Here is a 24080-nt window from a genome sequence, read left to right as displayed (position 1 = left end):
TAGTAGTGTAACACAATAAAAAATCATTTCTGAACCCAGAAATGATTTTTTTTATAGATTAGCTGACAACAGGCTTTTCGTCCTGTTCTTTTTCTTCATCTTGCAGATCCTGATGTGTATGGGCAATTCTGCTCGCTGCTGCGGCTGCAAGTGCTGCGACAATATCATCCAAAAACGTATGGATGCCGTCAGGGCTTTCATCAAGCTCCTTAATAATTCCGATCTTCTCTTTATCCAAATAACCAAAGTTGGTCAAGCCGATCGAGCCGTATACATTAACGATTGAAAGAGGGATAATTTCATCTATGCCGTAGAGCGGTTCATCTGTTTCAACAAGATGCTGCAGCGGTTCAGGAAGAAGTTTCTGCTCTGCAAGCTGATCAAGCGCCAGCCCTGTTAATACAGCATGGATAATTTCACGCTTGTTCAGTACTTTTTCTACATTCTCCATACATACACTAAGCGGGAGATTTGGATTGTATTTTTCCTGAAGTTTTTGAACGATACGCGCAATATCTTCTATCATAACGCCCCGTTTGTTCAGCATATCCTTTGTTATATCGACCATTTCATTCATTGTGTACTTTTTCATATCTAATGGCATCTCCTTTAGGCACTCATCCAGTTGGGAGGTGTGTTGCGGTCCCAATAAATGCTCCCAAGCTCATGGTGTGATTGAAATCCATCTTCTGCTGTATGATAATGAAAATTAAACCAGTAGCCGTCATGTGGGGGGTGGTCTCTGCGCACATGGAACCTGAGAAGGTCTTCTCCGGTTGTCCGATTGTAAACGTGAAAGATTTTCTCCGTTTTCCCCGCTGAAGGCTTGCTTGAAATCACAACATCTTGATACGCTTCATCATCTTGCAATGTCGCTAAAAAATCACATATGACATTTTCGATTTTCGGCAGAATCTCTTTCCGGTAGTCATCTTCAATGACAGGAGCAATTTTGCTGCCAAATTTCAAAAAAGACTGATTTTCAGCGCTGTCAAGGAGCTGTTCCTTGTACGATTGGAAAAGTAATTCGGGGTCTCGCCTGTCTTCCGATTCATAATCATCGTACAAATCATGCTCATCATAAAAAGCGGTGTAATCATTCTGCTCAAGACTGCTCGGCTGTCCTGAAGGCTTGTCTGCCATGAGTGCAGCCGGAGGAGATACGAGCCCAAACGTTACGATGGTAAATAAAACCACAAGGGTCTTTCTCATCCACAAGTTCATGACTGCTTATTCCTCTCTATTTTATTGTCATGTTTCTCTTATTTTATCATAGGTCGAACTTACAAGTCATGCACTATATGAAGCTCTAACACAATTTAGGAGATTTGTTGCTTTGCTGCGTGTGTAAAAACGCTTACAATATAATGTGAAAGGAGGCCTTCCACATGATTGACGCTTTGTTTGCAACGGTTTCACTTTTAACATTATTATATTTTGTCGTTATGGAAGTCACCGATTAGAAACAAGCCCGTGAGGTTCATCACGGGCTTGTTTCTCTCTCGATTTGAATAACACCGTAGTGAAAAAGCGCTGTTTTTCTTTTCAACACGTTAAAACCAAATTGTTCAAAGCGCGGGCTTTTCCAGTGGTCTTTGAGTACGACGCTTTTTCTGGCTGCCCGCACCGCTTCTTTGATGCAGCCATCGGCCAATGCAGAATTCTCAGCCAGCTCTCGTAATGGCGCGATGCCATCAGATGACTCTACAGGCTCATGAAACATCGGATCAAAATAAATGACATCTACTGATTTGTCAGGCAGCTGCTTTAGATAGTCAAAGCAATCCGCATGATTCACTTGTATTCTTCTCATGGCAGATTGAAGCTGTTCTATACCGGTTTCCCACGAATGGAGCCCCGTATTCACCAGAACGGACACAAGCTTGTTTTTTTCCAGCCCAATCACCGAACCGGTTTCGCCAACCGCCATACTTGCAATAATGGCGTCGGAACCCAACCCGAGCGTGCAATCCAAAAAAGAATCTCCGGCCGTTAAGCCAGCTGCCCGAAGCATTGGCTCTTGCTCGCCGCGAATCAACCGTTTAGCTCTGAACATCGCTGTATTTGGATGGAAAAAGAATTTACCGCCTTGTTTTGTATAAAGTTCGAACCGCTCTTTTCCAATCACGAGCAAATCACGCTCAGCTGCCTTCAGCATATTTTCAACCGTTTGTTTATTTCGGCTGCAATATTGTATACCCAGCTCTTCCGAAAGCATTTTTGCGATCTTTATCGTGTGGTCTGACGGTCTATAGCTTGTTGAAATCATGATCTATACTCCAAAAGGAAATGCCCGGTAAACGGGCATTTAGCAGTGTGCATCAAAGGCATCAGTTAAGTTTTTCATGATTTCTTCCATTTCGTGCCCTTCAATCTCATGGCGCGGAATAAAATGCACGACTTCTTTGCCTTTCAAAAGAGCCATTGACGGTGAAGAAGGCTCCTGGCCTGTTAAATACTCACGCATTTTTGCAGTGGCTTCTTTATCCTGGCCCGCAAATACTGTCACTGTATTGTCAGGTGTTTTGTCGTTCTGCAGGACTGCCTGGGTTGCCGCAGGACGCGCAAGACCTGCCGCACAGCCGCAAACAGAGTTAACGACTACGAGAGTTGTGCCCTCTACTTTCCCCATGAAATTTTCTACTTCTTCTGCTGTTGTTAATTCTTCAAAACCGGCCCCAGTCAGCTCGCGGCGCATCGGAACGACAAGCTGGCGCATATATTCTTCATAAGCCATTGACATAAAAAAAGCCCCCTCTAATATCCTTCATCTGAAGTAAAGGATACTATAGAGAGAGCCGGATTTCAAATGTTCAATCTTAAAACAAGAGAATGTGATCCCGATGTTTAGATTTTCATGATACCGCCCGTATTGGCACTTGTCACAAGTTTAGAATAACGGGCTAAATAGCCGGTTTTCACTTTTGGCTCAAAGCCTTTCCAATTCGCTTTTCGTTTTTCCCATTCTTCTTCCGGCACTTGAACGTCCAGAATGCGTTTTTCGATATCAACGATGATATGATCGCCGTTCTCAACAAAGGCAAGCGGTCCGCCTTCTGCTGCCTCTGGTGATACGTGTCCGATTGAAAGGCCTCGGGATGCCCCGGAAAAACGTCCGTCTGTAATCAACGCTACTTTCGGCCCAAGCCCCATTCCGACAATCTGTGATGTAGGTGCAAGCATTTCAGGCATACCTGGCCCGCCCTTTGGCCCTTCGTAACGAATGATGACGACATCGCCTTCTTTTACTTTCCGGTTAATAATGCCGTCTAGCGCCTCATCCTGAGAGTCGAATACGACAGCTGGCCCTTCATGTCTTGTAATTCCGTTCTGTACGCCGCCGGTTTTGATGATAGCGCCGTCCGGAGCCAGATTTCCGAATAATACGGCAAGGCCGCCCTTTTCAGTGAATGGCTGATCTAATGGATGAATGACGTTATAATCCTTCACTTCATGACCGGCAATGGTTTCTCCGAGCGTTTGACCTGTAACTGTCAGCGCGTCCAAATGAAGTGCTCCTTCTTTTTTGGAAAGCTCATTCAATGCTGCAGACACACCTCCAGCTACATGAAGATCTTCAATAAATACATCAGATGCAGGTGCCAGCTTGGCCAAATGCGGCACGCGCTCTGCAACTTCATTGATGCGTTCCAAAGAGTATTCAACGCCAGCTTCATTTGCCAGGGCAAGCGTATGAAGTACAGTATTTGTTGAACCGCCGAGCGCCATGTCAAGCGCAAACGCATTGTCAATCGCTTTTACCGTGACGATATCTCTCGGTTTAATGTCTTTGCGAATGGTTTCCATTAATTGCTTAGCTGATTTTCTGACAAACTCTTTTCGATCCGGGGATGTCGCGAGAATGGTTCCATTACCAGGCAAAGCCAATCCAAGTGCTTCTGACAGACAGTTCATTGAGTTTGCTGTAAACATTCCGGAGCAAGATCCGCATGTCGGGCAGCCGAACTGTTCTAATTCTTGAAGTTCGCTTTCGCCAATTTTTCCGGCTTGATAAGCACCGACTCCCTCAAATACTGAAGATAGAGATATTTTGCGGCCGTCGCTTGTTCTTCCTGCAGCCATTGGTCCCCCGCTGACAAAAATGGTCGGAATGTTGATGCGCACAGCCGCCATAAGCATTCCCGGCGTGATTTTATCACAGTTCGGAATACAGACCATTCCGTCAAACCAGTGCGCTGATACGACAGTTTCCACTGAGTCAGCGATGATCTCGCGGCTCGGGAGCGAATATCTCATTCCGATATGCCCCATCGCAATTCCGTCATCTACACCGATTGTATTAAATTCAAACGGTACGCCTCCGGCTTCTCTGATTGCTTCTTTTACGATTTTCCCAAACTCCTGCAAGTGAACATGACCGGGAACGATATCAATATATGAGTTACAAACCGCAATAAACGGTTTGCCAAAATCCTCTTCTTTTACACCTGCTGCGCGAAGCAAACTGCGGTGCGGTGCTCTATCGATTCCTTGTGTGATCATGTTACTGCGTAATTCTGCCATGGTGATCCTCCTAAATAGTCTCAATTGTTAGATTGAATATTATTTTAACAATTTTCAGTTTATTTGTGGGCTGTTTTTTCTAAATTGCATGATGTCAGGCCGCCCTATCCTCGGTTGTTGATTCATGTTTTTATATTTATATAGCTTTCTGTCGATGTGAACCCTCCAACTTTTTAATATTGTTACTTACTATATATAGTTTTCGACTTTTTTTCAACAATATTCGAAATAATTTTTATAAAAAGTGAATTCAAACTAAAAAGGTGCATGATCTGCACCTTTCCTTCTTTTTTATTCGCCTTTTCTTCTGCTTTCTGTCATTTGCTTCCAGACTGAACCTTTTGCCTCTTCACCATGTTCAATTCGTTCCAGCGCCATTTTCACTTGAAGGCTGACTTCAAATTCTGGATCATCTTCAGCAGCCCGCAAAGCTTCAATTGCGCTTTCATCACCGACTTCGTAAAGGAACATAGCGGCGCGCCAGCGGACTAGCTTGCTTGAGTCGCTTAACGATTTTATCATCGCAGGGATGGCTTGAGGGTCGCCGATATCAGACAGGCAGTCTCCAGCCGTCCTTCTCACCGATACAGACTTATCCTCAAGCGCCTTATACAATAGAGGAAGAACATCAGGTGATTCAATCATTCCTAAATACACAACAGCCTGCCTTCTAATAGATACCTTTGGATCATCCAATGCTTTTTGCAAAACGGGGATGTCCTCTTGTTTTGGATCCATCTGCTCCAAGTGTGCGTAACGCTGTTTCCAATCCTCATCATCCAGCATGTCGAGCGTGACTTTATAGGCTTTGCGCTGTACCGTTTGTTTCGTTTCGCCTTTCCCTTGAGCCGCTGCATCCGTCAGCCGTTTCAGCCTTTCATCACTGTAAGCGGCCTGAAGCTCTTCTGTCACGTCATGACCGATTTCAGTAAAATCGCCGAATCTGACGCCTTGTTCTTTCCAGACTCGTTCAAATACAACATTTGACGCTTCAGTTCTGAGTTTTAATATCGCCTGCTGAAAACGATCAGGAAGCCCGAAGCGTTCTTCACGCTCGCCATCTGTCAATTTAACTTGCATAGGAATACCGCTGAACATCTGTACAAAAACTTTCACTTCTCCAAATGACTCTTGTTCCGAGCGGTTTTCTGCACTCTCAGCGCTTTCCATTCCAAATGCCGTCCGGACTTGCGGTAAAATGTCTTTCCAGTCATATCTGGCGTTCCGTTCAACCGCAAGAAAGTCGGCAACGTGATATACCCCTTTAACTCCTTCAATATTTAGGATTTCCACGACAACAGGCGGGGCGCCTTCTGCCTGATCCGGTTTATAATTATTGCTTTTGCCCGCCGGAAGCTCTTCCGTTAAGATGACCTTCATTGTGTTCGGGCTTGGCGTCGGTTCAATTGATTTTATCTTCATGATTGTCCTCCTATAGCCTATCTGTGACTTATTCTAACATAGTCGCCCCGCGCCTTCTATTACGATGTTTCAATATCAATTCCGGGAATTTCTCTTTCTAATTGACTGACGAAATGAAGCATAAATTTATGCCTCTCGTCAGCGATTACTCTTGCGGTATCTGTATTCATCATATCTTTGAGGAGCAGCAGCTTGCCGAAAAAGTGGGCATAGGCACTCTTATTATTTCCATAAAGGCGATGTTCCTTTGCTCCAGCAAACATAAACGCTCTTGCTATCCCTACTGCTCCGATCGCATCCAGCCTGTCAGCATCCTGTACAATTTTCCCCTCAAGTGAAAGCGGTTCTTTTCCGAACTTTTCCCTGTCCCGAAAGGACATTCTTGTAATAATGTGAATAATTCTTTCAGTCTCTTCTTTTCCGGCTCCTAAAGAAACAAGCCTTTCATACACCTCGCTGACTGAAAGTCTGGCTACGTCAGGCAGCTTCACATCAATCAAATCATGAACCAAGGCTGCCGCTTCAACGATGAACAAATCCGCATTTTCCTTTTTCCCAATATATAAAGCAAGCTTTGCAACTCTTGATACATGAAGCCAATCATGACCTGAGCTTTCCCCGTTCAGAACAGATTTGACCCATGTCCTGATTTGCTCTGACTGCATCCGTTTTCGATCCTGCACCAAAACACCCTCTTTAATGTCCTAATAACTTCGCAATAACGTCTTCCAGCTCTTTCGGATTTGTGTTTGGTGAATAGCGGCCGGCTATTTCTCCGTTTCTGTCCACTACAAATTTAGTGAAATTCCATTTGATTGCCTTTGTTCCGAGCATGCCTTTCGCATGTTCTGTCAAATACACGAAAAGCGGGTGGGCATTTTTTCCGTTCACCTCCACTTTTGAAAACATGGGAAACGTAACACCGTAATTTGTTTTGCAAAATTCCTGTATGCCTTCCTCATCGTCAGGCTCCTGATTCATAAATTGATTGCAGGGGAACCCTAAAATCTCCAGGCCCTCCGGCTGGTATGTATCATACAGCTCCTGCAGCTGCTTAAATTGAGGAGTAAAGCCGCATTTACTGGCTGTATTTACAATGATCAACACCTTTCCGGCAAATGGCTGAAGTGTCATGTCTTTACCTGTAATGGTCCGTACCCTCATATTATATATAGACATTGAAATTCCCTCCTACTGAACCTAAGTGCTGTGATTATTTTACCTTTTTTCCTGTTTCAAAACAAAACGGAAGCTTATTTACAGCTAGTTTTATCAATTGGCCAGCTGTTCATTTGTACAGACATCGCGCTCAACGGATGTTCTTCCCTCATAGGATCATTTGTTTATGAACAAGAAATATCTCTTAATAGGGAGCTATTAGTGTATGTATCACATGACACCTGAAAAAACTCATTACAGTGAAACCAAAGGTCATATGTTTGCGTTTATTATATAGTGTTTTCTGCTGTTCCCCTCCATACCCTTATAGATAGATTGAAAATTGCCGAGAAAATTCCTATAATGAAGAAAATTAACGGGGAAATGATGGAGGTGGCACGTTGCCTATTAATATACCTACACACCTGCCGGCAAAACAGGTGCTTGAGAGTGAACATATCTTTGTAATGGATGAAAGCAGAGCATTCCATCAGGATATCCGGCCGCAGAAAATCATTATTTTAAATTTAATGCCGAAAAAAATTCAAACGGAAACTCAGCTGCTCAGACTGCTTGGGAATTCGCCTTTACAGGTCCATTTTACATTTTTAATTCCAAGCACACATACACCGAAAAATACAGCAAGGGAACATCTTGATGAGTTTTACACGACATTCTCCAATATTCGTCATAAGAAATTTGACGGCATGATCATCACAGGTGCGCCGATTGAGCATTTGGCGTTTGAAGATGTTTCTTATTGGGAAGAGCTCAAGGAGATTATGGAATGGAGCAAAACGAATGTCACGTCAACCTTGCATATTTGCTGGGGTGCTCAGGCAGGTTTGTACTATCATTACGGCGTGGAAAAAATTGAGATGCCGAAAAAAATCTTTGGTGTGTTTGAACATACTGTTCTTTCCAAGCACGAAAGATTGGTAAGAGGTTTTGACGAGCTATACTACGTACCGCATTCCCGGCATACAGATATAAATATGGAACAACTGCAAGCAGTGCCCGAGTTAAACATTCTAACTGCATCAAAGGAAGCAGGGGTTTGCTTAATTGTGTCCAAAGACGAAAAACAAGTCTTTTTAACAGGACACCCTGAATATGATACAAATACGCTTCTTCAAGAGTATGAAAGAGATCTGGAACGAAACCTTTCGACTGTCGAGGCGCCGAAACATTATTTCGCAGAAGACAGCAAAGAGCCTGTCAATCGCTGGAAAGCACATGCGACATTATTGTTTATGAACTGGCTTAATTATTATGTTTACCAAGAAACTCCTTATGAATGGGACTAATTTTTCTTTTTTAAGTGATACGCTGAGCAAAAAATATGATAAAATACATCTGATTCAGTATGCGTATAACAAAAATTTAAAATACTGGAATCCGAATCTTTTAAAATTAGCTTAATTTTTTCACTGCATTAATAATTCAATTATGTATTTGTGTTATGTTTATGTATAGACAATAACTCCTTACGATGCATGAAGCTTGCTTGTTGTTGATTACATTGAGGTGAATTTACTTGAATACCAATAAAAAAGTATTAATTTTGACTGCAAATTACGGAAATGGACATGTACAGGTAGCCAAAACGCTTTATGAACAATGTGTACGTCTCGGCTTTCAGCATGTAACAGTTTCTAATTTGTACCAAGAGTCAAATCCGATTGTTTCAGAGGTAACTCAGTACCTTTATTTAAAAAGCTTCTCAATCGGAAAACAGTTTTATCGTTTGTTTTATTACGGAGTTGACAAAATCTATAATAAACGCAAATTCAATATTTACTTTAAAATGGGAAATAAACGATTGGGCGAACTGGTGGAAGAACATCAGCCCGATATCATTATTAATACATTTCCGATGATCGTCGTACCCGAATACAGACGGAGAACAGGAAGGGTTATTCCTACCTTCAACGTCATGACTGATTTTTGCCTTCATAAAATTTGGGTTCACGAAAATGTGGATAAATATTATGTAGCGACAGATTATGTGAAGGAAAAACTGATTGAGATCGGCACACATCCCAGCAACGTAAAGATTACGGGTATCCCGATCAGGCCTCAATTTGAAGAATCTCTGCCGGTTGAGCCGATTTATAAAAAATACGATCTTTCGCCCGACAAAAAAGTGCTGCTCATCATGGCTGGCGCACACGGTGTATTAAAGAACGTAAAAGAGCTATGCGAAAACCTTGTCATGGATGATCAGGTGCAAGTGGTTGTCGTATGCGGAAAAAATACGGATTTAAAAGAATCCCTAAGCGTACTTGAAGCAGAAAACGGAGATAAATTAAAGGTTCTCGGCTATGTTGAGCGAATTGACGAGCTCTTTCGGGTCACAGATTGCATGATTACAAAACCAGGCGGCATTACGTTGACAGAAGCAACTGCTATCGGCGTGCCTGTTATTCTATACAAACCAGTACCCGGACAAGAAAAAGAAAATGCAATTTTCTTTGAGGACCGCGGGGCTGCCATTGTCGTGAACCGGCATGAAGAAATTCTCGAGGCTGTCACCTCCCTTCTTTCAGATGAAGATACCTTACAGCGAATGAAGAAGAACATTAAGAGTCTTCATTTGGCACACTCCTCTGAAGTGATTTTGGAGGATATTTTGAAGGAATCAGAAATGATGACGACCAAACAAAAAGCTAAGGCGCTTTCTTAACTGATGTTCTTTCAGGGGCACACGAAAAATCGTGTGCTCTTTTTATTTACATCCACATTTTCGTAAAAGCGGTTACATTTTTTTTGAGAAATGTGCCCTTTTTTTGAAAAATAAGCAGTTTCGCAACTTGACGCGTGCTGCCAGATGGTGTATAGTTGAACCATCATTTAACAACGCAACGAAGTTAAATGATGACAAAATTTTTTTTAGCACATGGGTGCTACAGTACTAGGAGGAATTAAGCAATATGCAAAACGGTAAAGTAAAATGGTTCAACAACGAAAAAGGATTCGGCTTCATTGAAGTAGAAGGCGGAGACGATGTATTTGTTCACTTCACAGCTATCGAAGGAGATGGATACAAATCATTAGAAGAAGGACAAGAAGTTTCTTTTGAAATTGTCGAAGGTAATCGTGGACCTCAAGCTTCTAATGTTGTAAAACTCTAAACTCAATACAAGTTGACAAATAGAGGAGAGGCAGATGCCTCTCCTATTTGATTTTCATCTGAATTTCGATCGCTAAAATATTTTGTTTGCACCTCTGCTCAATCTCTTCAATATGCTTTTCCATTGATGGCTTTCCTTTTTTCGCAATATCCGCTAGTTCTTCTAAATCATTGTATATTTCTATAAATGTTTTGTGAAGGATTGATTTTAAGTCTTTATCATCCATAGCTGTGTTCCCCTTCTCTACCAAGATACCTCAAATAGTAAAACAGACCTACTCATTCAGGTTCAATAGTTATATCGGCTTATTTTTTATTTTATTTTCTATTTTGGAACATAAATTATAAAAAAACTCTGCAAAATAGTTGCGGAGGTGTTTTTTTGTGAACTCAGAATTCCATGAAGAGGATCAGACTGGATTTACCGATAAACGGCAGCTGGAGCTAGCGGTGGAAACAGCGCAGAAAACAACCGGTGCCGCTACAAGAGGCCGAAGCTCAACAGTACTCAATTCCGCATACCAAGCCATCGAGGACGCCAGAGAGCTTTCACTGTCTCAAGAACTGGCAGCTCTTGATGATCCTGAATTTATACAGCAGCAACAGCAGCTGTTAGATGCCTGTCAGCATCAGCTGGATGAATTTCAAAAATAAAACCGCAGCTTCTGCGGTTTTATTTTTTAGTGCTTGGTTAAGACATCTCCATATGACTTAAGCTTTTCACCCACTGTACATTTATTGATACAAAATGAATGTGCATATGTTTTGCCAAATTCCTTGCGAAACTGCTTCTTAATAAAACAGTCCTTGCAATATTCATCATGCAGTTCTGTCAGTTCCTTATATATAGCTTTCTTATCCAATATTGTCATCTCCGTTACAGTCTAATTTCGTGTGGCTTTCTACGAATTGATGAGATAGGATTTTTTTTGCGAGGCCGTCAGCTTCCTGATTTTCTTTGCGCTGTATCGTTTCGTATGTCGGACTCAGCTTTAATGATTCTAGTAGCGCTTCAATTTTATCAAGCCATTCATTATGGGAGGGATCATAGCAAGGCCAGCTGCCGTCAAGCTGATTCAGCACAACAAGAGAGTCCCCTCTGATCGTGATTGAATTTCTGCTAGCTCCGAGCTCTCTTACTTCTCTTATTGCTTCATAAAGAGCGGCATATTCAGCTTCGTTATTGGTTTTCAGACGGAAGCTTTTATTTTTTCTTAAACGGTGGCGCGTCCCTCCCAATGTATAATAAACGACGATTCCAAGCCCGGCCAGCTGGCTTTCCTTATCGAAACTGCCGTCAAAATAAACGGTAATGTCATCGGGTTCATGCGCAAGCTCCTCAGTCAGCTTTTCTAACTCCTTCAGCGTCCAGATGCCGCCCTTCTCATCTTCGAATTCAAGTTCCTTCATATAAGGAAAACGGCCGAGTTCCCTCGCAAGCATACGTGCTTCCTGAACAGTCAGCCAGTTTTCGCCCAAAAACGAGACAGGTCCTGTCCCTTTTGCTTCTATTTTCATGTGCGGTCTGAGATTCAATATAATCACCTTACCATTCATTAGTTGCCGGGCTTGTGCTATAATCAAACCATTCTTAACCCGGAAAGGAAGCTTCTTCATTTTGTTTAATAACTCTTTTTGGATCTTTTTTGCGATCATTCATTTTATCATTGTTCTTTTATTTTATAAAGGATTTGGCAAAATGGGTTTATTCGTGTGGATCGGCTTTGCAACAGTCTGTGCCAACCTTCAAGTCGTCAAAACGGTTGAACTGTTTGGCTTAACAGCAACGCTCGGGAATGTGATGTACGGCACAATCTTTTTTGCTACAGATGTGCTGAATGAAAAATATGGGCCAGCTGAAGCGAGAAAAGCTGTATGGCTCGGGTTTTCGACTCTCCTGACACTGACATTTGTTATGCAGGGCGTTTTGCTTTTCGAACCCGCATCGAGCGATATTTCACAAACAGCGCTGGAAACGATTTTCGGTTTTCTCCCGAGAGTTGCATTGGGAAGTCTGCTTGCCTTTATCTTCAGCCAAACACTGGATGTTTATGTATATTCGGCAATTAGAAGGATATTTCCTTCCGATCGGCTTCTATGGCTGAGAAACGGCGGCAGTACAGCAGTCAGCCAGCTGTTTGATACATTTATTTTTACCGGAGTCGCTTTTTTTGGCACATATCCGGCAGATGTTTGGCTTCATATTTTTATTTCTACATATTTGATTAAGTTTGCGGTTTCTCTGATTTCGCTGCCATATGCTTATGCGGCGAAAAAAATGATTCCGAGTGACGAAAGGAGTACATGATGCCTACAGAAATATATGTTGACGGAGCGAGCGCCGGTAATCCAGGGCCTTCTGGCATCGGCATTTTTATCAAACATGAAGGAAAAGCAGAATCTTTCTCGATTCCAATCGGAATGCATACCAATCAGGAAGCAGAATTTCTGGCGTTAATTGAAGGCATGAAACTGTGTGCAACGCGCAGTTATCAATCGGTCTCCTTTCGAACTGATTCAGATATCGTGGAACGCGCAGCCGATATAGAAATCGTGAAAAACAAAGCGTTTCAGCCGTTTTTGGAAGAAATCATCCGATTAAAATCGGCCTTCCCTCTTTTTTTCATCAAATGGATTCCGGGAAAGCAAAACCAAAAAGCCGATCAGCTGGCAAAAGAAGCGATTCGGATGAATGACAGGAATTAAATTAAGCAGTATGGTTCATCCTATTGATGAGGTGAACAAATATGAAAAAGAAAGATAAGGGCCGGCTGACCGGCGGTGTTTCCCCGCAAGGCGATTTAGAAGGAAATACACATAATGACCCCAAAACAGAGCTTGAGGAAAGAGCTAAAAAAAGCAATACAAAACGCTAGAGGTGATCTTACACGATCTCTCTAGCGTTCAGTTTTTCAAGCATACGCTCAATTCCTTTGATTTGATGGCGGCGAAGCATGACAGCCGCCTGCTCCATTTGCAATGTAAAAACGGCTTCTGTCAGCGTACAGACTAACGGAACCGAGCAGTTAATTTCAGCAAGCTTTCTCGATATTTCCAGGTCGCTTATACCTTGCTGAATTTTCCCCTGCTGTCCCTTTGGAAGAAGCGACAGATTCTCCAGCAAGCGGTCAATTGTTTCATATTCACGAATCAGTTTATACGCAGTTTTTTCTCCAATGCCTTTTACTCCGGGATAATTATCACTGGAATCGCCCATCAGCCCTTTGATGTCAATTAAAGCCTTGGGCAGGACACCTGTTTCTTCGTAAAATACATCTTTTGTATACACTTTATAATTGCCGATTCCTTTTTGAAGCAGCGCAACGCTTACTTTGTCCGTTAACAGCTGAAGTAAATCCCTGTCGCCTGTTACAATCGTAATATCGGCTTCTTCAGAAAACATAGCTGCAAGTGTTCCAATGCAATCATCCGCTTCGTATCCGGCAAGGCCAATATTCATGATGCCAAGTTCAGCGGCCGCTTCCTTTGCCAGATCAAATTGGGGGATCAGTTCAACCGGCGGCTGGCTTCGGTTTGCCTTATAATCCTGGAACAGATCATTCCGGTACGTTTTGCTGCCCATGTCCCAGCAGCATACAACATGTGTAGGCTGAAATGTTTTCACGGCTGTGATTAAATGCTTCAAAAATCCGTTGACGCCGTTTGTCGGAACCCCGCTGTCATTTATCATAAAGTTGCGATGCACGGCTGTGGCGAAAAATGCTCTGAATAAAAGAGCCATGCCGTCAACAAGCAATAATTTATTTTTCATATGATAACTCCTTTTTCTATCAGTCGATCTATTTTACCATAAGTGACGCGAAAATAAAAAAACAGCATCTCTTGTATAGAGATACTGTTTTGGATGGTTCAATCAATCGTTGTGTCTTTTATTGCTGGCAATCAGCTTTTCAGCTTCACGTCCTGCGTAAGAGTCGAAATGGGTTTGAAACCCGTTTTTCTTTTTGGCATTGTTATTGGCCTGTGCATTTCTGTTACCCAGCTTTGTTCTGCCCAACATAAATCCCCCCTTACGTCGGATACATATAGTATGCGCGTAACGGAGGATCTGCACTCGAGGCAGGATCATCCAGCTTATGTGCGGCTGACGTATTCTTTGACCATTTCTTTTGATACCAGACGTCTAGTCGGTACGATGCCTTTCTTGGCCAGCTGATTCATCTTTTCTGTCACTTCATTAATAGCATCTGTTGAAAATGGCTCATCGTTTTTGCATTTCACAACAGCTTCTTCAATCGCCATTTCACGAAGGTGTTCAAGCTGCATAAATGTTTTAATATGCTCGTGCTGTTTTGCAGAATGTGCAGAAATTGCTTTATGTACCTCAGACATCAATCGTTCATCTCGCTTTTTCTATTTAGTCTATCATGACTTGAAATGCAAGCCAACTGAATTTTTACATTTTTATTGTATCACCTGAACTCTGCCAAGTTATACATGCTTGATATGCTTCTTCAATCTCTTTCATACGTTCCCCTTCTGCGTATCCTTCTACATACGTATCTCTTTGGCCCTCTATTTGCGCCAATGCTTTTTCCGCCATTTCATACTGCAGGCGTCTGACATATTCAGCATAATGAGATATAAGGCTCTCTTCTTCATTTTTGATCCAGAGCTCCGTTATTTTCATAAGCTTCGTCCGCACCACTTCAATGAAGCCTGCTTTTCCTTTCTGTTCAAAAAACTGCTTCGGAGATTTGATTTGTTTTTGTTCCTGTTCAAATGCACGTTCATCAATCTCAGGTTCAACTTCTTTAAGCTGTATGCTGTTAGAAAGCTGATCATCCGCATAAATGGAGAAATAACCGTCTTCTTTCAATGTGTTTTGACAGCTTTCCAGCCACTCTTCAGTGATATGCCGTTCGATGAAACCGCTCATTCGAATATCGAGCGTTTTGATCTCCTGAATATACTCAAATTGATATTCATGTAATACGGTTTTCATCGCCGCACCGATATTCTTTTTCCAGTCTCCATTTTGAAGACCTGGATGAAATGATGATTTTAACAAATCATTCGCAAAAAAGGACAAACGCTGTGTAATGTGATATAGCTGTTCCCTTGTATCCTTTTTTACTTTCTCAATAATGGTTTCTGAATGGCGGCGTTCCTTGATAGCAGCAGCTGCCCGCTCAAACGATAATAGAAGACGCTTTTTTTGCGCTTCCTTTTCTTCTTTGGACTGATGCTGAGATTGATGAAGCTGTACGACCGTCTCACATAGTTTGTCTGCTTCTGAGCTAAGCTGTGCCGCAGCTGCTTTCTTTACATCGACCTCAATAAACTGGTCTAACTGTTCCCTTACTTTTGAGAACTGATTATGATTCGTTTTCGGTTTTCCTAAGAGCTCTTCTTTACTTGACACATAAAAGAGCTGCGGATCATGAATTCCTTCTTTTAAAAGCTCTGATCTGACATAATCCGTGACTGTTCCGAGTTCTGCTTTATCTTTCGCTAGATCAGCGGCATTAATGACAAAAAACATTTTATCCATGCTGAGCGATTCTTTCACGAGTCCCAGCTTCCGTAAAAATGAACGGTCTCCTTTCGAGAACGAATGCTGATAATAGGTCATGTAAAAAAACGCATCGGCATCCTTGATATATTGAAACGCAAGTTCTGTATGCCGTTTATTCAGACTGCTGGCCCCAGGTGTATCGACGATCGTAATCCCTTTTTCAGTCAGCGGGCATTTATAATAAACGGTCACTTCCTTCACAGCACAAGCCGTTGTCTCCTCGGTTACATACGGTTTTAACTCGGAGAGCGGAATCGTTAATATCTTTTGGGCTTGAATATATTGCTGATATTTTTCATAGGCAAGCAGGAAATGACTGATCATATTGATTTGTTCTTCTTGCAGACGCTCTTTTTTGATTGCCTTCCTCCATTTTTCCGCAAATGACCGTCCTTGTGGTTCCTCTTGCATTCCTGTGAGCTGCATCATTTCAGCCGTAATGTCATCCTCCGTCTTAAAAATGACATCCGCTGTTTTGTGGGATTTGCCGTTTACTGGTTTCGTTATTTTGTTAATCGTTGCTGTTGTCGGTGTCGGTGATGACGGCAACACTCTTTCACCAACCAGCGCATTGGCAAATGAGGATTTTCCCGAACTGAATCCGCCAAATAGAGCAAGTGTGAATTTTCGGCCTTCCAGCCTTTTAATCCTTTCACGAAAAGCTGAGATTTGCTTTGACAGCATACGATATTCGCCCAATAGATCCGACAGTGTGTAAAAGCGTTTTATCTGATCTTGAAGCGGCAGCTCTTTCCCGCTTTTTATTTCTATTTTTTGGGTCTGCTGCTGTATAAACTGTGCTTGGCTTTGTTTCTGTTCTGGAGCTTTGACCTTTTTTTTCTTCTTTCTAAACCAGTCCGGATCTATGTTTATTGGGCTTGCAGACGCCTCTTCCCAGATCGCCCACATGCGGCCGGCTTTCTCACGGGCATGTTGTTCATGACTGGCCTGTTTTTGAAGACAAGCCAGCTTTTCTGATTCTTGTGTGAGACGGCTATTGATCGTTTCCTGTTCTATGGATCTGCTCTGTTTTACCGTGGCGGTAAGTGTCTTGATGATGTCTGATGCTTCAACTTTCGCCTCTTTACGGATCAGCTCTGCCAAATCTTTTGTATATTGCAAGACATATTCAGAAGAAAAGGCTGCACCTTGTTTGACTGCGCGTTCAATGATATCAACATGAAGCGGCGTGCGATAAGCCTGGATCAGCTTTTCACTTTCAGCTGATTGAATACCAAATCCCTTGGCGAGCTTATGTAAGATATCTATGATATGCCAATCCGCTTCCGCTTCCGTTCTTTTTTGTATATCAGAGAAAAACTCATTTCTCCTTTTTTCTCTTTCCTGTGCAGTCTTTGCTTTTGAAAAGAAAAACCCAGTCTTAAAAGAGGGTTCACGTGATTCTAAGTAAGCTGCTGCCAATTCACGCATTTCAAAAGGCGTCAAATTAGCGTTTTTTAAAATTCGATTGACTTCCTTCTGCATCGTGCTTTCTGCCTCAATTGGTTTATTTGCTGCTTCGGCTAATTGAAACTGCAGGGAATCGACCAGTCGTGCTTGCTTTTCAAGCTGTTCTCCAGAACTTGGATTTTCCGTATCCTCTTTCATAAGCATCTCTGTGTGCTCTCTCAATAAATTCTGTACTTTTTGTTCAGTAATGGAAGGCAAATGTCTTTTTGACTGCTGTTCGATTCTTTTTAACTTTTTTCGCAGGATACCGATTTGATTGAATGGGTGATTCGGTTCCGTCACCGACGTGAAAAAGAGTGCATCCTCTGGAATTCCTTCTTGACAAAGCATCGCCTCCACTTGCGCCTTGTAATCTTCAAAGCGTGTCTCGGTCTCATCATGTCTGTCAATTTGATTAACGATAAAATATATATTCGGAATGCTATCTTTAATTGACCTCAGAAACAGTACATTTTCCTCAGAATGGACATGGTTATAGTGAACCACGTAGAACAGCGCATCTGCCTGGTGAAGAATAGATGCCGCCGATAAAAAATGAGCCTCATCTGTTGAGTCAATACCGGGGGTATCAATATACGCAACTCCTGGTTCGACTTCAGTATACCGGTCAAAAATTTCTACAGTTTCAATCTGCTCCCCATCCTTGCAATATTGCTGCACCTTGTCTTTATGATAGGCACCCTCCAGCTCCGCACACGCTCCGTCTGTTGTATGAAGGCGAACACGCTTTTCTCCATTTCTGATCACAACAAGATTAGCGCTGGTCGGAATTGGACTTGTCGGCAGAATATTTTCCATTAACAAGAAATTTAACAGTGATGATTTCCCTGCTGAATAATGCCCTGTAAACGCGATATAAATTTCATCATCTGCGGCCTTCTCAACAACTGAAGCCAGTTTTGCCGCTCTTTTTTCATCCTGGTTTTCAACCATTTGTTCATAAAGTACCCCAGTTTTGTACAAAAGTTCTTGTCTGCTGCGTTCTGTCATAAGTCTGAACCCCTTTGTGCCGTTTCAATTATGAATCTTTTTTGAAAGATCTGAATACATCTCACTTCCATTTTACACAAGAATGATCCAAATTTCTTTAAGAGAACAGAAAAAAGCTGCCGAATACGGCAGCTTCTATAAAAGAAAATCTGCAACTTTTACAAGTTCCAGATTCTTTAAACAGATTTATTAGAGATTCCTTTCAATACAAAACCAATTAATACACTATATGTACAAACCGCCCCAAACAAAAACAGCATTGTCATTTGCTTCACCATCCTGATTGAGAATCTTTTTCATCTTCATTCTAACATGGATGAGAATGATATTCAATCTCTATTTTGCTGCATATTCTCGTAATGCCTGGTCCTCTGCACGTATTCTGACAAACAGCATAACGGCATTTATAAGTGAAAACAGACTCATGGTGAAATATGCTTGATACAAGAGCGGGATCAGGATGATTTCTAATACGACAACCGTATAGTTTGGGTGCTTCAGCCATTTGTAAGGCCCTTTCTTGACAAGTTCAACACCCGGTACAACAAGAATTTTTGTATTCCAGTATGCGCCTAAGGAACAAAGCGCCCAATATCGAATCGCCTGTACTGCCAATATAGCCGCTGCTATGCCTGACCACCAGCTTGAAGGCTGTTTGTGCAGCAGCAATACTTCCGTAATTAAAGACAGAAAAAAAAGAATGTGTATGGTGATGATATACGGATAATGTCCCTCTCCGCATTCTATCGCTCCTTGTTTTTTCACCTTTTGTTCGTTTCGTCTTGCCACAGCCATTTCTGCTATCCTTTGAGCAGTGAGCACAGTGATCAACATCCAAAACATGATTTATGCCCCCTTTTCCCAGCTGAACAGCAGCAATTCTGATGAAAATCCCGGCCCCAATGCACCGATCAGCCCCCGTTCTGCTTCCTTTTTGCTTCCGTTCTGCAGGTGGTGGTCGATCACATACAGAATGGTGGCTGATGACATATTTCCGTGTTTTTTCAGGATGGTTTGCGAAGACGCAAGCTGCTCAGGTGACAGTTCAAGACAGTTAATGTATGCATCAATGACCTTTTTTCCTCCTGGATGAGCCAGAAAGACCGTAATATCGCTGAATGAAAGCTGATGTCCATTCAAAAAATCCTGGACATTTGTTTTCAGCCATTTTTCAACCAAAGTCGGAATATCTCTTGAAAAAATGACTTTGAAACCATGGTCGGTAAAGTCCCAGCCCATAACATCTTCAGATTGTTTCATCAATACAGATTGCGAATCCGATATATTCGGCAAAAGCTGCAGCTTTGTCAGCCGGCGATCCGCCTTCTCACCGCATAATAATGCCGCTGCAATTCCGTCGCCAAACAGTGAAGTGCCGATCAAATTGCTTTTCGTTTTATCTTCTGGCTGAAATGTCAGACTGCACAGCTCAGCGGCAATGACAAGAACAAAAGCCTCCGGATACGCTTTACAGTACTCAGCAGCGCGCGCAAGTCCGCTCGCCCCTCCTGCACAGCCGAGTCCCCAAAGCGGAATTCGCTTCGTATAAGGAGAAAGCGGGAGTTCATTCATCAGCCGCGCCTCGATGCTTGGTGTGGAAAGGCCCGTGCTGGAGACGAAAAAAACAGCATCCACTTTTTCATAAGGAATGGGTTCTTGAAGATAGGCTGCATTTGCGAGACACGTTTGAACAGCCCTGACGCTATGCCTGAGTGTTTCCTCTATATAAATTTGATTTTTTTCTTCGAAGCTGTGCCCTTCTTTATACCATTTAATCGGTCTCACAAATTGTCTAGACTCAATCTGCCCATTTTTAAAGGAGGTTAACAGCCGTTCTATGTCTTTAAAGGAATGCTGAAACATATATCTGGCAAACTCCGCCGCCTTTTCTTGATCCACATCATTCTCAGGAAGACTTGTTCCGATCGACAAAACAAATGCCATATGATCACCTCTTAGCATACATTGTGCCGCAACTTTCTTTTTTATATGCAAAAAACTCCGCCGTAGCGGAGTTTACACTGCTGTTTTTTGCTGATTGACATCAGCTTTCTGTTCTGTTTTTTCAGTTTTCGAAAACTTATTATATATCATATTCAAGACAACAGCTGTAAAGCTGCCGGCAACAATGCCGTTTGTTGTGAGAAGCGTTAAGGCACTTGGAAGCTGTTTAAAAATGTCCGGCACAACTGTCACACCGAGACCTAGCCCAACTGAGCAGGCAACGATCAGCAGGTTTTCCTGCTTTGCAAAATCAATTCGGCTGAGCATTTTGATGCCATAAGCAATGACCATTCCAAACATGGCAACCATCGCTCCGCCTAACACGGCAGATGGAATGATTGTCGTAAAAGCAGCGATTTTGGGAAACAGGCCAAAAGTCATTAGAAGCATGCCAGTCACCACAATCACTGCATTTTTCTTGATTCCTGTCAGCTGGACAAGTCCGACATTTTGAGAAAAAGCAGTGTAAGGAAATGCGTTAAATATACCGCCCAGCAAAACAGCCAGTCCCTCTGCACGATATCCTCTGGATAAGTCCTTTTCTGACAGACGGCGGTTGGTCAGATCGCCTAAAGCAAAATACACGCCCGTTGACTCCACAAGGCTGACGATGGCGACGATGGACATTGTAATGATAGGGGCCGCATGAAAAGACGGTGCGCCGAAATAAAACGGCTGAATCATTTGAACAAAGGCCGCGTCTGAGACATTATCAAATTGAACTTTCCCCATAAAATACGCGATAAATGTCCCAATCAAAATCCCGATCAAAATGGAGATGGACTTGATAAATCCTGTTGTAAAACGGTATAGAAGCACGATGATGCTTAAAACGATCAAAGCGAGAGCAAGATTAGAAAGATCACCGAAGTCCGGACTGCCTTCCCCGCCGGCTATATTATTCATGGCCACCGGCATAAGTGTAATACCAATGATGGTAACGACAGAACCTGTAACAACAGGCGGGAAAAACGAGACGAGCTTTCCAAAGAAAAACGAAATGAGAATCACAAGAATACCTGAGGCGATAATACTTCCATAAACAGCGGAAACCCCATATTCGGAGCCTATCGCAATCATTGGTGACACAGCGGTAAATGTGCAGCCAAGCACAACTGGAAGTCCGATGCCGAAAAACCGATTGCTCCAAACTTGAAGAAGTGTAGCTACACCGCACATAAAAATATCAATCGACACCAAGTAGGTCAGCTGCTCCGCCGTCAGCCCCATCGCCTTCCCCACAATCAGGGGAACGACAATGGCGCCTGCGTACATGGCGAGCACATGCTGGATCCCTAGTGACAGCGTTTTGCCGAATCCGTTTTTCATGAACGAACCTCCTGTACAAAAGAGACTTTTCCTTCTGCTAAAGAATCAATTCTCGCCAAAGATTCCACCCGATAGCCAAGCTTCACAAGCTCTTCTCTTCCCGGCTGAAAAGATTTTTCAATGACAATGCCAAGTCCCGCGACAGAAGCTCCAGCTTGCTTTACGATCGATGCCAGTCCAAGTGCTGCTTGTCCATTTGCCAAAAAGTCATCGATAATCAAAACGTGATCCTGATCTGACAGATGATTTCCTGATACTGCGATTTGGCTTTCTGTTTGCTTCGTAAAGGAATATACAGACGATGTCAGCAAATTGTCAGTGAGCGTTAAAGACTTATGTTTTCTCGCGAATACGACTGGCACACCCATTTGTAAACCAGCCATTACGGCCGGAGCAATTCCAGATGATTCAATTGTAACAATTTTTGTTACTCCGTCTTTCTCAAATCTGGCGGCAAACTCGTCACCGATTTTCTTCATGAGCAGCGGATCAATTTGATGATTTAAAAAAGCATCCACTTTCAATACCTGATCTGATAAAACGACGCCCTCATCTTCTATTTTTCGTTTCAGTGCTTCCATCCTGTCATACCTCCGTTCAGATAATAAAAAAAGCATTACCCGCTCAAAAACTAAGAGCAAGCAATGCTGAAATAACAAAAAACCGTACAAATCCGGTCTCATTGCTCACTCATAGTCGGACATTTACGGTGCCCGGTAGAAACTTGCGTGCCATATCCACGCGATTATATGAGTGTTCCTATCATATTGTTACAAATTATATCAAGATTCCAACCTCTTGCATAGATGAAAAATAAAAATTCCCGAACTTTAATTCTTTTTTCGAAAAGATCATTCGTTTTTTATGAATATTTCGATAATAAATTAGCCTGACGTTTGAGACGCCAGGCTTTTTCATTAAGATAAATACAGATTTGAGTATTTATTTTGCAAATAATCAATCAGGTAACGTACATTCAGCTCTTCACCTGTTGCTTCTTTAATAATGTCTAATGGCTTTTTCCGTTTTCCGTGAATGTGGACTTTTTCCGTCAGCCATTGTTTAATCGGATGAAACTCCCCTCTTTCCAAGAGAGTATCAAATTCAGGCAGATCATCGAGCATTTTATGTTTCAGCTGCGCTGCATACATATAACCAAGTGCATACGATGGGAAGTAGCCAAAATCTCCACCCGCCCAGTGAACATCTTGCAGGATTCCCTCTGCATCCTCAGAAGGAGTAATACCTAAATAATCCTGATATTTTTGATTCCAAAGGGTAGGCAGTTCTTCCACAGATACTTCATTGCTGAAAATCGCTTTTTCTATTTCATAACGAATAATAATATGCAAAGGATACGTCAATTCATCCGCTTCAACTCTGATTAATGAAGGTTTTGATTCGTTGACAGCCCTAACAAAATCATCAAGCGATATATTGCGGAACTGTTCAGGAGACGCTTCTTGTATTTTCTGATAGTATGGTGTCCAGAAATGCTTATTGCGTCCAATAAAATTCTCGTAAAATAGTGATTGAGATTCATGGATTCCCATTGAAGCACCATCTGATAAATTCGTCCCGCTCAGCGCTTCGTCAATATTTTGCTCGTAGATCGCGTGACCGCATTCATGAATTGTTCCAAAAATAGCCGTCCGGAAATCTTTTTCATCGTATCTCGTCGTCACCCGAACATCCCCGCGGTTCATTGTCGTCGCAAATGGATGAACGGTTTCATCGAGCCTTCCGCCGTCAAAATCGTAGCCGAGCTCTTGCAGGAAATAAAGGCTGAGTTCTTTTTGTTTTTCCTTAGGGAACACTTCATTGATAAAGCTTGTATTCGGCTTATTCCCTGAGGCTGACACTTGTTTTATAAGAGGAATGATCGCTTCTTTCAGTTCAGAAAACAGCTGATCAAGCACCTTGACCGTCACACCCGGTTCAAACAAATCAAGCAATGCATTATAAGGATGCTCTTCATAACCCCAATATTCAATAAATCGTTTATTGTATTCGATCAGTTCCTCCAAATAAGGGGCAAACAAGCTGAAATCAGATTTTCCTTTCGCTTCCTCCCACGCCGTCTCAGCCTTAGAACAAAGAATAACATATTCCCTATATTCTGCTTCAGGAATTTTTTTGTTTTCTTCATACTCTTTTTTCGCCAGCTCTACAGCCTTTTTCGTATCTTCAGACAAATCATCAAACCGTTCATAAAGCCCATCAATAAGCTCCTTCATTCGATCTGATGTCTGAATATTGAATATATCTGTTGAAAGCTGACCGATGCTTTCAGCACGGTCCTCTGAGCCATTTTTCGGGGCGCCTGTTCTGGAGTCCCAATGCATTAAGGCGACCGCTTCACTATAATGTGAGATTCTCTTTAAAAGATCAAAAAATTCCTTTTCGTATGTATGTATCTCCATATCCATTCCCTCCCTATTCTAGCCGTTCCATTACAGGCTACTGGAAGGGTGTTTGAAAGTCAAATTGTTTGTATAAAAGGCTGCCGGT

Annotated in this window: 29 protein-coding genes and 1 riboswitch; of the genes, 8 read left to right on the top strand and 21 right to left on the bottom strand. The window is 42.3% G+C overall.

What is annotated here, in order from left to right; all coding sequences use genetic code 11:
* Nucleotides 1-58 precede the first annotated feature (58 nt).
* The 8 genes from V6D42_RS04350 to V6D42_RS04315 all read right to left on the bottom strand — a co-directional run bounded on the left by V6D42_RS04350 (nucleotide 59) and on the right by V6D42_RS04315 (nucleotide 7125).
* Nucleotides 59-592: a phosphatidylglycerophosphatase A family protein gene (locus V6D42_RS04350; RefSeq protein ID WP_003230797.1), complete on the bottom strand. Its 534-nt coding sequence runs from the start codon at nucleotides 590-592 to the stop codon at nucleotides 59-61.
* A gap of 17 nt (nucleotides 593-609) precedes the next feature.
* Nucleotides 610-1224 carry a YpjP family protein gene (locus V6D42_RS04345; RefSeq protein ID WP_101864405.1) on the bottom strand — a complete coding sequence of 205 codons (615 nt, stop codon included), beginning with the start codon at nucleotides 1222-1224 and terminating at the stop codon, nucleotides 610-612.
* A gap of 259 nt (nucleotides 1225-1483) precedes the next feature.
* The gene (locus tag V6D42_RS04340; RefSeq protein ID WP_333512463.1) at nucleotides 1484-2269 is read right to left on the bottom strand and encodes a class I SAM-dependent methyltransferase; all 786 of its coding nucleotides are present in this window, start codon (nucleotides 2267-2269) and stop codon (nucleotides 1484-1486) included.
* A gap of 39 nt (nucleotides 2270-2308) precedes the next feature.
* On the bottom strand, nucleotides 2309-2743 hold the full coding sequence (gene brxA, locus V6D42_RS04335; protein ID WP_257987565.1) for a bacilliredoxin BrxA: 435 nt from the start codon (nucleotides 2741-2743) through the stop codon (nucleotides 2309-2311).
* Nucleotides 2744-2847: 104 nt separating this feature from the next.
* Nucleotides 2848-4524 carry a dihydroxy-acid dehydratase gene (gene ilvD / locus V6D42_RS04330; protein WP_333512462.1) on the bottom strand — a complete coding sequence of 559 codons (1677 nt, stop codon included), beginning with the start codon at nucleotides 4522-4524 and terminating at the stop codon, nucleotides 2848-2850.
* Between the two features lie 291 nt (nucleotides 4525-4815).
* The gene (locus V6D42_RS04325; protein ID WP_333512461.1) at nucleotides 4816-5946 is read right to left on the bottom strand and encodes a conserved virulence factor C family protein; all 1131 of its coding nucleotides are present in this window, start codon (nucleotides 5944-5946) and stop codon (nucleotides 4816-4818) included.
* A gap of 59 nt (nucleotides 5947-6005) precedes the next feature.
* Nucleotides 6006-6611 carry an HD domain-containing protein gene (locus V6D42_RS04320; protein ID WP_333512582.1) on the bottom strand — a complete coding sequence of 202 codons (606 nt, stop codon included), beginning with the start codon at nucleotides 6609-6611 and terminating at the stop codon, nucleotides 6006-6008.
* Nucleotides 6612-6642: 31 nt separating this feature from the next.
* On the bottom strand, nucleotides 6643-7125 hold the full coding sequence (locus V6D42_RS04315; RefSeq protein WP_010334659.1) for a glutathione peroxidase: 483 nt from the start codon (nucleotides 7123-7125) through the stop codon (nucleotides 6643-6645).
* Between the two features lie 380 nt (nucleotides 7126-7505).
* On the opposite strand from V6D42_RS04315, the gene metA reads away from it, so the two are divergent.
* The 4 genes from metA to cspD all read left to right on the top strand — a co-directional run bounded on the left by metA (nucleotide 7506) and on the right by cspD (nucleotide 10238).
* Complete coding sequence (gene metA / locus V6D42_RS04310; RefSeq protein ID WP_010334661.1) at nucleotides 7506-8411, top strand: homoserine O-acetyltransferase MetA; 906 nt, start codon at nucleotides 7506-7508, stop codon at nucleotides 8409-8411.
* Nucleotides 8412-8641: 230 nt separating this feature from the next.
* On the top strand, nucleotides 8642-9790 hold the full coding sequence (locus V6D42_RS04305; protein ID WP_333512460.1) for a diglucosyl diacylglycerol synthase: 1149 nt from the start codon (nucleotides 8642-8644) through the stop codon (nucleotides 9788-9790).
* Between the two features lie 76 nt (nucleotides 9791-9866).
* Entirely contained in the window at nucleotides 9867-10022 is a 156-nt protein-coding gene (locus tag V6D42_RS04300) for a hypothetical protein (protein ID WP_157722699.1), read from the top strand.
* A gap of 15 nt (nucleotides 10023-10037) precedes the next feature.
* Nucleotides 10038-10238, top strand: coding sequence for a cold-shock protein CspD (gene cspD, locus V6D42_RS04295; RefSeq protein ID WP_003230776.1), 201 nt, complete (start codon nucleotides 10038-10040; stop codon nucleotides 10236-10238).
* A gap of 43 nt (nucleotides 10239-10281) precedes the next feature.
* Here the strand turns inward: cspD and degR are convergent, their stop codons facing one another.
* Nucleotides 10282-10464 (bottom strand): transcriptional regulator DegR, encoded by a 183-nt coding sequence (degR, locus tag V6D42_RS04290; RefSeq protein WP_010334663.1) that lies wholly within the window; start codon nucleotides 10462-10464, stop codon nucleotides 10282-10284.
* Nucleotides 10465-10621: 157 nt separating this feature from the next.
* On the opposite strand from degR, the gene V6D42_RS04285 reads away from it, so the two are divergent.
* Complete coding sequence (locus V6D42_RS04285; RefSeq protein ID WP_044155453.1) at nucleotides 10622-10891, top strand: DUF2564 family protein; 270 nt, start codon at nucleotides 10622-10624, stop codon at nucleotides 10889-10891.
* A gap of 26 nt (nucleotides 10892-10917) precedes the next feature.
* Here V6D42_RS04285 and V6D42_RS04280 read toward each other — a convergent pair whose 3' ends face one another.
* Together V6D42_RS04280 and V6D42_RS04275 are read right to left on the bottom strand one after the other, a co-directional pair.
* Nucleotides 10918-11100 (bottom strand): zinc-finger domain-containing protein, encoded by a 183-nt coding sequence (locus V6D42_RS04280; RefSeq protein ID WP_010334665.1) that lies wholly within the window; start codon nucleotides 11098-11100, stop codon nucleotides 10918-10920.
* Nucleotides 11093-11773 (bottom strand): ribonuclease H family protein, encoded by a 681-nt coding sequence (locus tag V6D42_RS04275; protein ID WP_333512459.1) that lies wholly within the window; start codon nucleotides 11771-11773, stop codon nucleotides 11093-11095. The genes V6D42_RS04280 and V6D42_RS04275 overlap by 8 nt, the downstream gene beginning before the upstream one ends.
* A gap of 82 nt (nucleotides 11774-11855) precedes the next feature.
* On the opposite strand from V6D42_RS04275, the gene V6D42_RS04270 reads away from it, so the two are divergent.
* Genes V6D42_RS04270 through sspL form a run of 3 tightly spaced genes read left to right on the top strand, consistent with a single transcriptional unit; the run spans nucleotide 11856 to nucleotide 13113 of the window.
* Complete coding sequence (locus V6D42_RS04270; protein ID WP_024121804.1) at nucleotides 11856-12545, top strand: queuosine precursor transporter; 690 nt, start codon at nucleotides 11856-11858, stop codon at nucleotides 12543-12545.
* Nucleotides 12545-12943 carry an RNase H family protein gene (locus V6D42_RS04265; RefSeq protein ID WP_333512458.1) on the top strand — a complete coding sequence of 133 codons (399 nt, stop codon included), beginning with the start codon at nucleotides 12545-12547 and terminating at the stop codon, nucleotides 12941-12943. The genes V6D42_RS04270 and V6D42_RS04265 overlap by 1 nt, the downstream gene beginning before the upstream one ends.
* Before the next feature lie 41 nt (nucleotides 12944-12984).
* Nucleotides 12985-13113: a small, acid-soluble spore protein L gene (gene sspL, locus V6D42_RS04260; RefSeq protein ID WP_010334670.1), complete on the top strand. Its 129-nt coding sequence runs from the start codon at nucleotides 12985-12987 to the stop codon at nucleotides 13111-13113.
* Between the two features lie 8 nt (nucleotides 13114-13121).
* Here the strand turns inward: sspL and V6D42_RS04255 are convergent, their stop codons facing one another.
* The 10 genes from V6D42_RS04255 to V6D42_RS04210 form a co-directional block, all read right to left on the bottom strand.
* A complete protein-coding gene (locus V6D42_RS04255; RefSeq protein ID WP_333512457.1) occupies nucleotides 13122-14009 on the bottom strand; it encodes a 5'-3' exonuclease in 888 nt (295 codons plus the stop codon).
* Nucleotides 14010-14111: 102 nt separating this feature from the next.
* Entirely contained in the window at nucleotides 14112-14258 is a 147-nt protein-coding gene (locus V6D42_RS04250) for a hypothetical protein (protein ID WP_003230761.1), read from the bottom strand.
* A gap of 74 nt (nucleotides 14259-14332) precedes the next feature.
* Nucleotides 14333-14590, bottom strand: coding sequence for a YpbS family protein (locus tag V6D42_RS04245; protein ID WP_257987562.1), 258 nt, complete (start codon nucleotides 14588-14590; stop codon nucleotides 14333-14335).
* 64 nt (nucleotides 14591-14654) lie between these two features.
* Complete coding sequence (locus V6D42_RS04240) at nucleotides 14655-18236, bottom strand: dynamin family protein (RefSeq protein ID WP_333512456.1); 3582 nt, start codon at nucleotides 18234-18236, stop codon at nucleotides 14655-14657.
* Nucleotides 18237-18412: 176 nt separating this feature from the next.
* Nucleotides 18413-18502 (bottom strand): Fur-regulated basic protein FbpC, encoded by a 90-nt coding sequence (gene fbpC, locus V6D42_RS04235; RefSeq protein ID WP_333512455.1) that lies wholly within the window; start codon nucleotides 18500-18502, stop codon nucleotides 18413-18415.
* Nucleotides 18503-18572: 70 nt separating this feature from the next.
* Nucleotides 18573-19079 (bottom strand): isoprenylcysteine carboxyl methyltransferase family protein, encoded by a 507-nt coding sequence (locus V6D42_RS04230; protein ID WP_333512454.1) that lies wholly within the window; start codon nucleotides 19077-19079, stop codon nucleotides 18573-18575.
* A 3-nt stretch (nucleotides 19080-19082) separates the two neighbouring features.
* On the bottom strand, nucleotides 19083-20180 hold the full coding sequence (locus tag V6D42_RS04225) for a type III polyketide synthase (RefSeq protein WP_333512453.1): 1098 nt from the start codon (nucleotides 20178-20180) through the stop codon (nucleotides 19083-19085).
* Nucleotides 20181-20252: 72 nt separating this feature from the next.
* Entirely contained in the window at nucleotides 20253-21569 is a 1317-nt protein-coding gene (gene pbuX / locus V6D42_RS04220; RefSeq protein WP_333512452.1) for a xanthine permease PbuX, read from the bottom strand.
* Nucleotides 21566-22150: a xanthine phosphoribosyltransferase gene (gene xpt, locus V6D42_RS04215; protein WP_333512451.1), complete on the bottom strand. Its 585-nt coding sequence runs from the start codon at nucleotides 22148-22150 to the stop codon at nucleotides 21566-21568. Before xpt ends, pbuX begins: the two co-directional genes overlap by 4 nt.
* Nucleotides 22151-22242: 92 nt before the next feature.
* Nucleotides 22243-22342, bottom strand: a riboswitch (purine riboswitch).
* 144 nt (nucleotides 22343-22486) lie between these two features.
* Nucleotides 22487-23992, bottom strand: coding sequence for a carboxypeptidase M32 (locus V6D42_RS04210; RefSeq protein WP_333512450.1), 1506 nt, complete (start codon nucleotides 23990-23992; stop codon nucleotides 22487-22489).
* Nucleotides 23993-24080: the final 88 nt, after the last annotated feature.

Origin of the sequence: Bacillus sp. 0909A (genome assembly GCF_036765115.1) — a bacterium.
GTDB lineage: Bacteria > Bacillota > Bacilli > Bacillales > Bacillaceae > Bacillus > Bacillus mojavensis.
The sequence above is the reverse complement of the archived record's forward strand: the minus strand, read 5'-3'. Positions and strand labels throughout refer to the sequence as shown.

Bases quoted from the DNA above. Each gene is read 5' to 3' on its own strand.
- V6D42_RS04350 (WP_003230797.1), bottom strand. From the start codon at position 592: ATGAAAAAGTACACAATGAATGAAATGGTCGATATAACAAAGGATATG.
- V6D42_RS04345 (WP_101864405.1), bottom strand. From the start codon at position 1,224: ATGAACTTGTGGATGAGAAAGACCCTTGTGGTTTTATTTACCATCGTA.
- V6D42_RS04340 (WP_333512463.1), bottom strand. From the start codon at position 2,269: ATGATTTCAACAAGCTATAGACCGTCAGACCACACGATAAAGATCGCA.
- brxA (WP_257987565.1), bottom strand. From the start codon at position 2,743: ATGTCAATGGCTTATGAAGAATATATGCGCCAGCTTGTCGTTCCGATG.
- ilvD (WP_333512462.1), bottom strand. From the start codon at position 4,524: ATGGCAGAATTACGCAGTAACATGATCACACAAGGAATCGATAGAGCA.
- V6D42_RS04325 (WP_333512461.1), bottom strand. From the start codon at position 5,946: ATGAAGATAAAATCAATTGAACCGACGCCAAGCCCGAACACAATGAAG.
- V6D42_RS04320 (WP_333512582.1), bottom strand. From the start codon at position 6,611: ATGCAGTCAGAGCAAATCAGGACATGGGTCAAATCTGTTCTGAACGGG.
- V6D42_RS04315 (WP_010334659.1), bottom strand. From the start codon at position 7,125: ATGTCTATATATAATATGAGGGTACGGACCATTACAGGTAAAGACATG.
- cspD (WP_003230776.1), top strand. From the start codon at position 10,038: ATGCAAAACGGTAAAGTAAAATGGTTCAACAACGAAAAAGGATTCGGC.
- degR (WP_010334663.1), bottom strand. From the start codon at position 10,464: ATGGATGATAAAGACTTAAAATCAATCCTTCACAAAACATTTATAGAA.
- V6D42_RS04265 (WP_333512458.1), top strand. From the start codon at position 12,545: ATGCCTACAGAAATATATGTTGACGGAGCGAGCGCCGGTAATCCAGGG.
- sspL (WP_010334670.1), top strand. From the start codon at position 12,985: ATGAAAAAGAAAGATAAGGGCCGGCTGACCGGCGGTGTTTCCCCGCAA.
- V6D42_RS04255 (WP_333512457.1), bottom strand. From the start codon at position 14,009: ATGAAAAATAAATTATTGCTTGTTGACGGCATGGCTCTTTTATTCAGA.
- V6D42_RS04250 (WP_003230761.1), bottom strand. From the start codon at position 14,258: ATGTTGGGCAGAACAAAGCTGGGTAACAGAAATGCACAGGCCAATAAC.
- V6D42_RS04245 (WP_257987562.1), bottom strand. From the start codon at position 14,590: ATGTCTGAGGTACATAAAGCAATTTCTGCACATTCTGCAAAACAGCAC.
- V6D42_RS04240 (WP_333512456.1), bottom strand. From the start codon at position 18,236: ATGACAGAACGCAGCAGACAAGAACTTTTGTACAAAACTGGGGTACTT.
- fbpC (WP_333512455.1), bottom strand. From the start codon at position 18,502: ATGACAATGCTGTTTTTGTTTGGGGCGGTTTGTACATATAGTGTATTA.
- V6D42_RS04230 (WP_333512454.1), bottom strand. From the start codon at position 19,079: ATGTTTTGGATGTTGATCACTGTGCTCACTGCTCAAAGGATAGCAGAA.
- V6D42_RS04225 (WP_333512453.1), bottom strand. From the start codon at position 20,180: ATGGCATTTGTTTTGTCGATCGGAACAAGTCTTCCTGAGAATGATGTG.
- pbuX (WP_333512452.1), bottom strand. From the start codon at position 21,569: ATGAAAAACGGATTCGGCAAAACGCTGTCACTAGGGATCCAGCATGTG.
- xpt (WP_333512451.1), bottom strand. From the start codon at position 22,150: ATGGAAGCACTGAAACGAAAAATAGAAGATGAGGGCGTCGTTTTATCA.
- V6D42_RS04210 (WP_333512450.1), bottom strand. From the start codon at position 23,992: ATGGAGATACATACATACGAAAAGGAATTTTTTGATCTTTTAAAGAGA.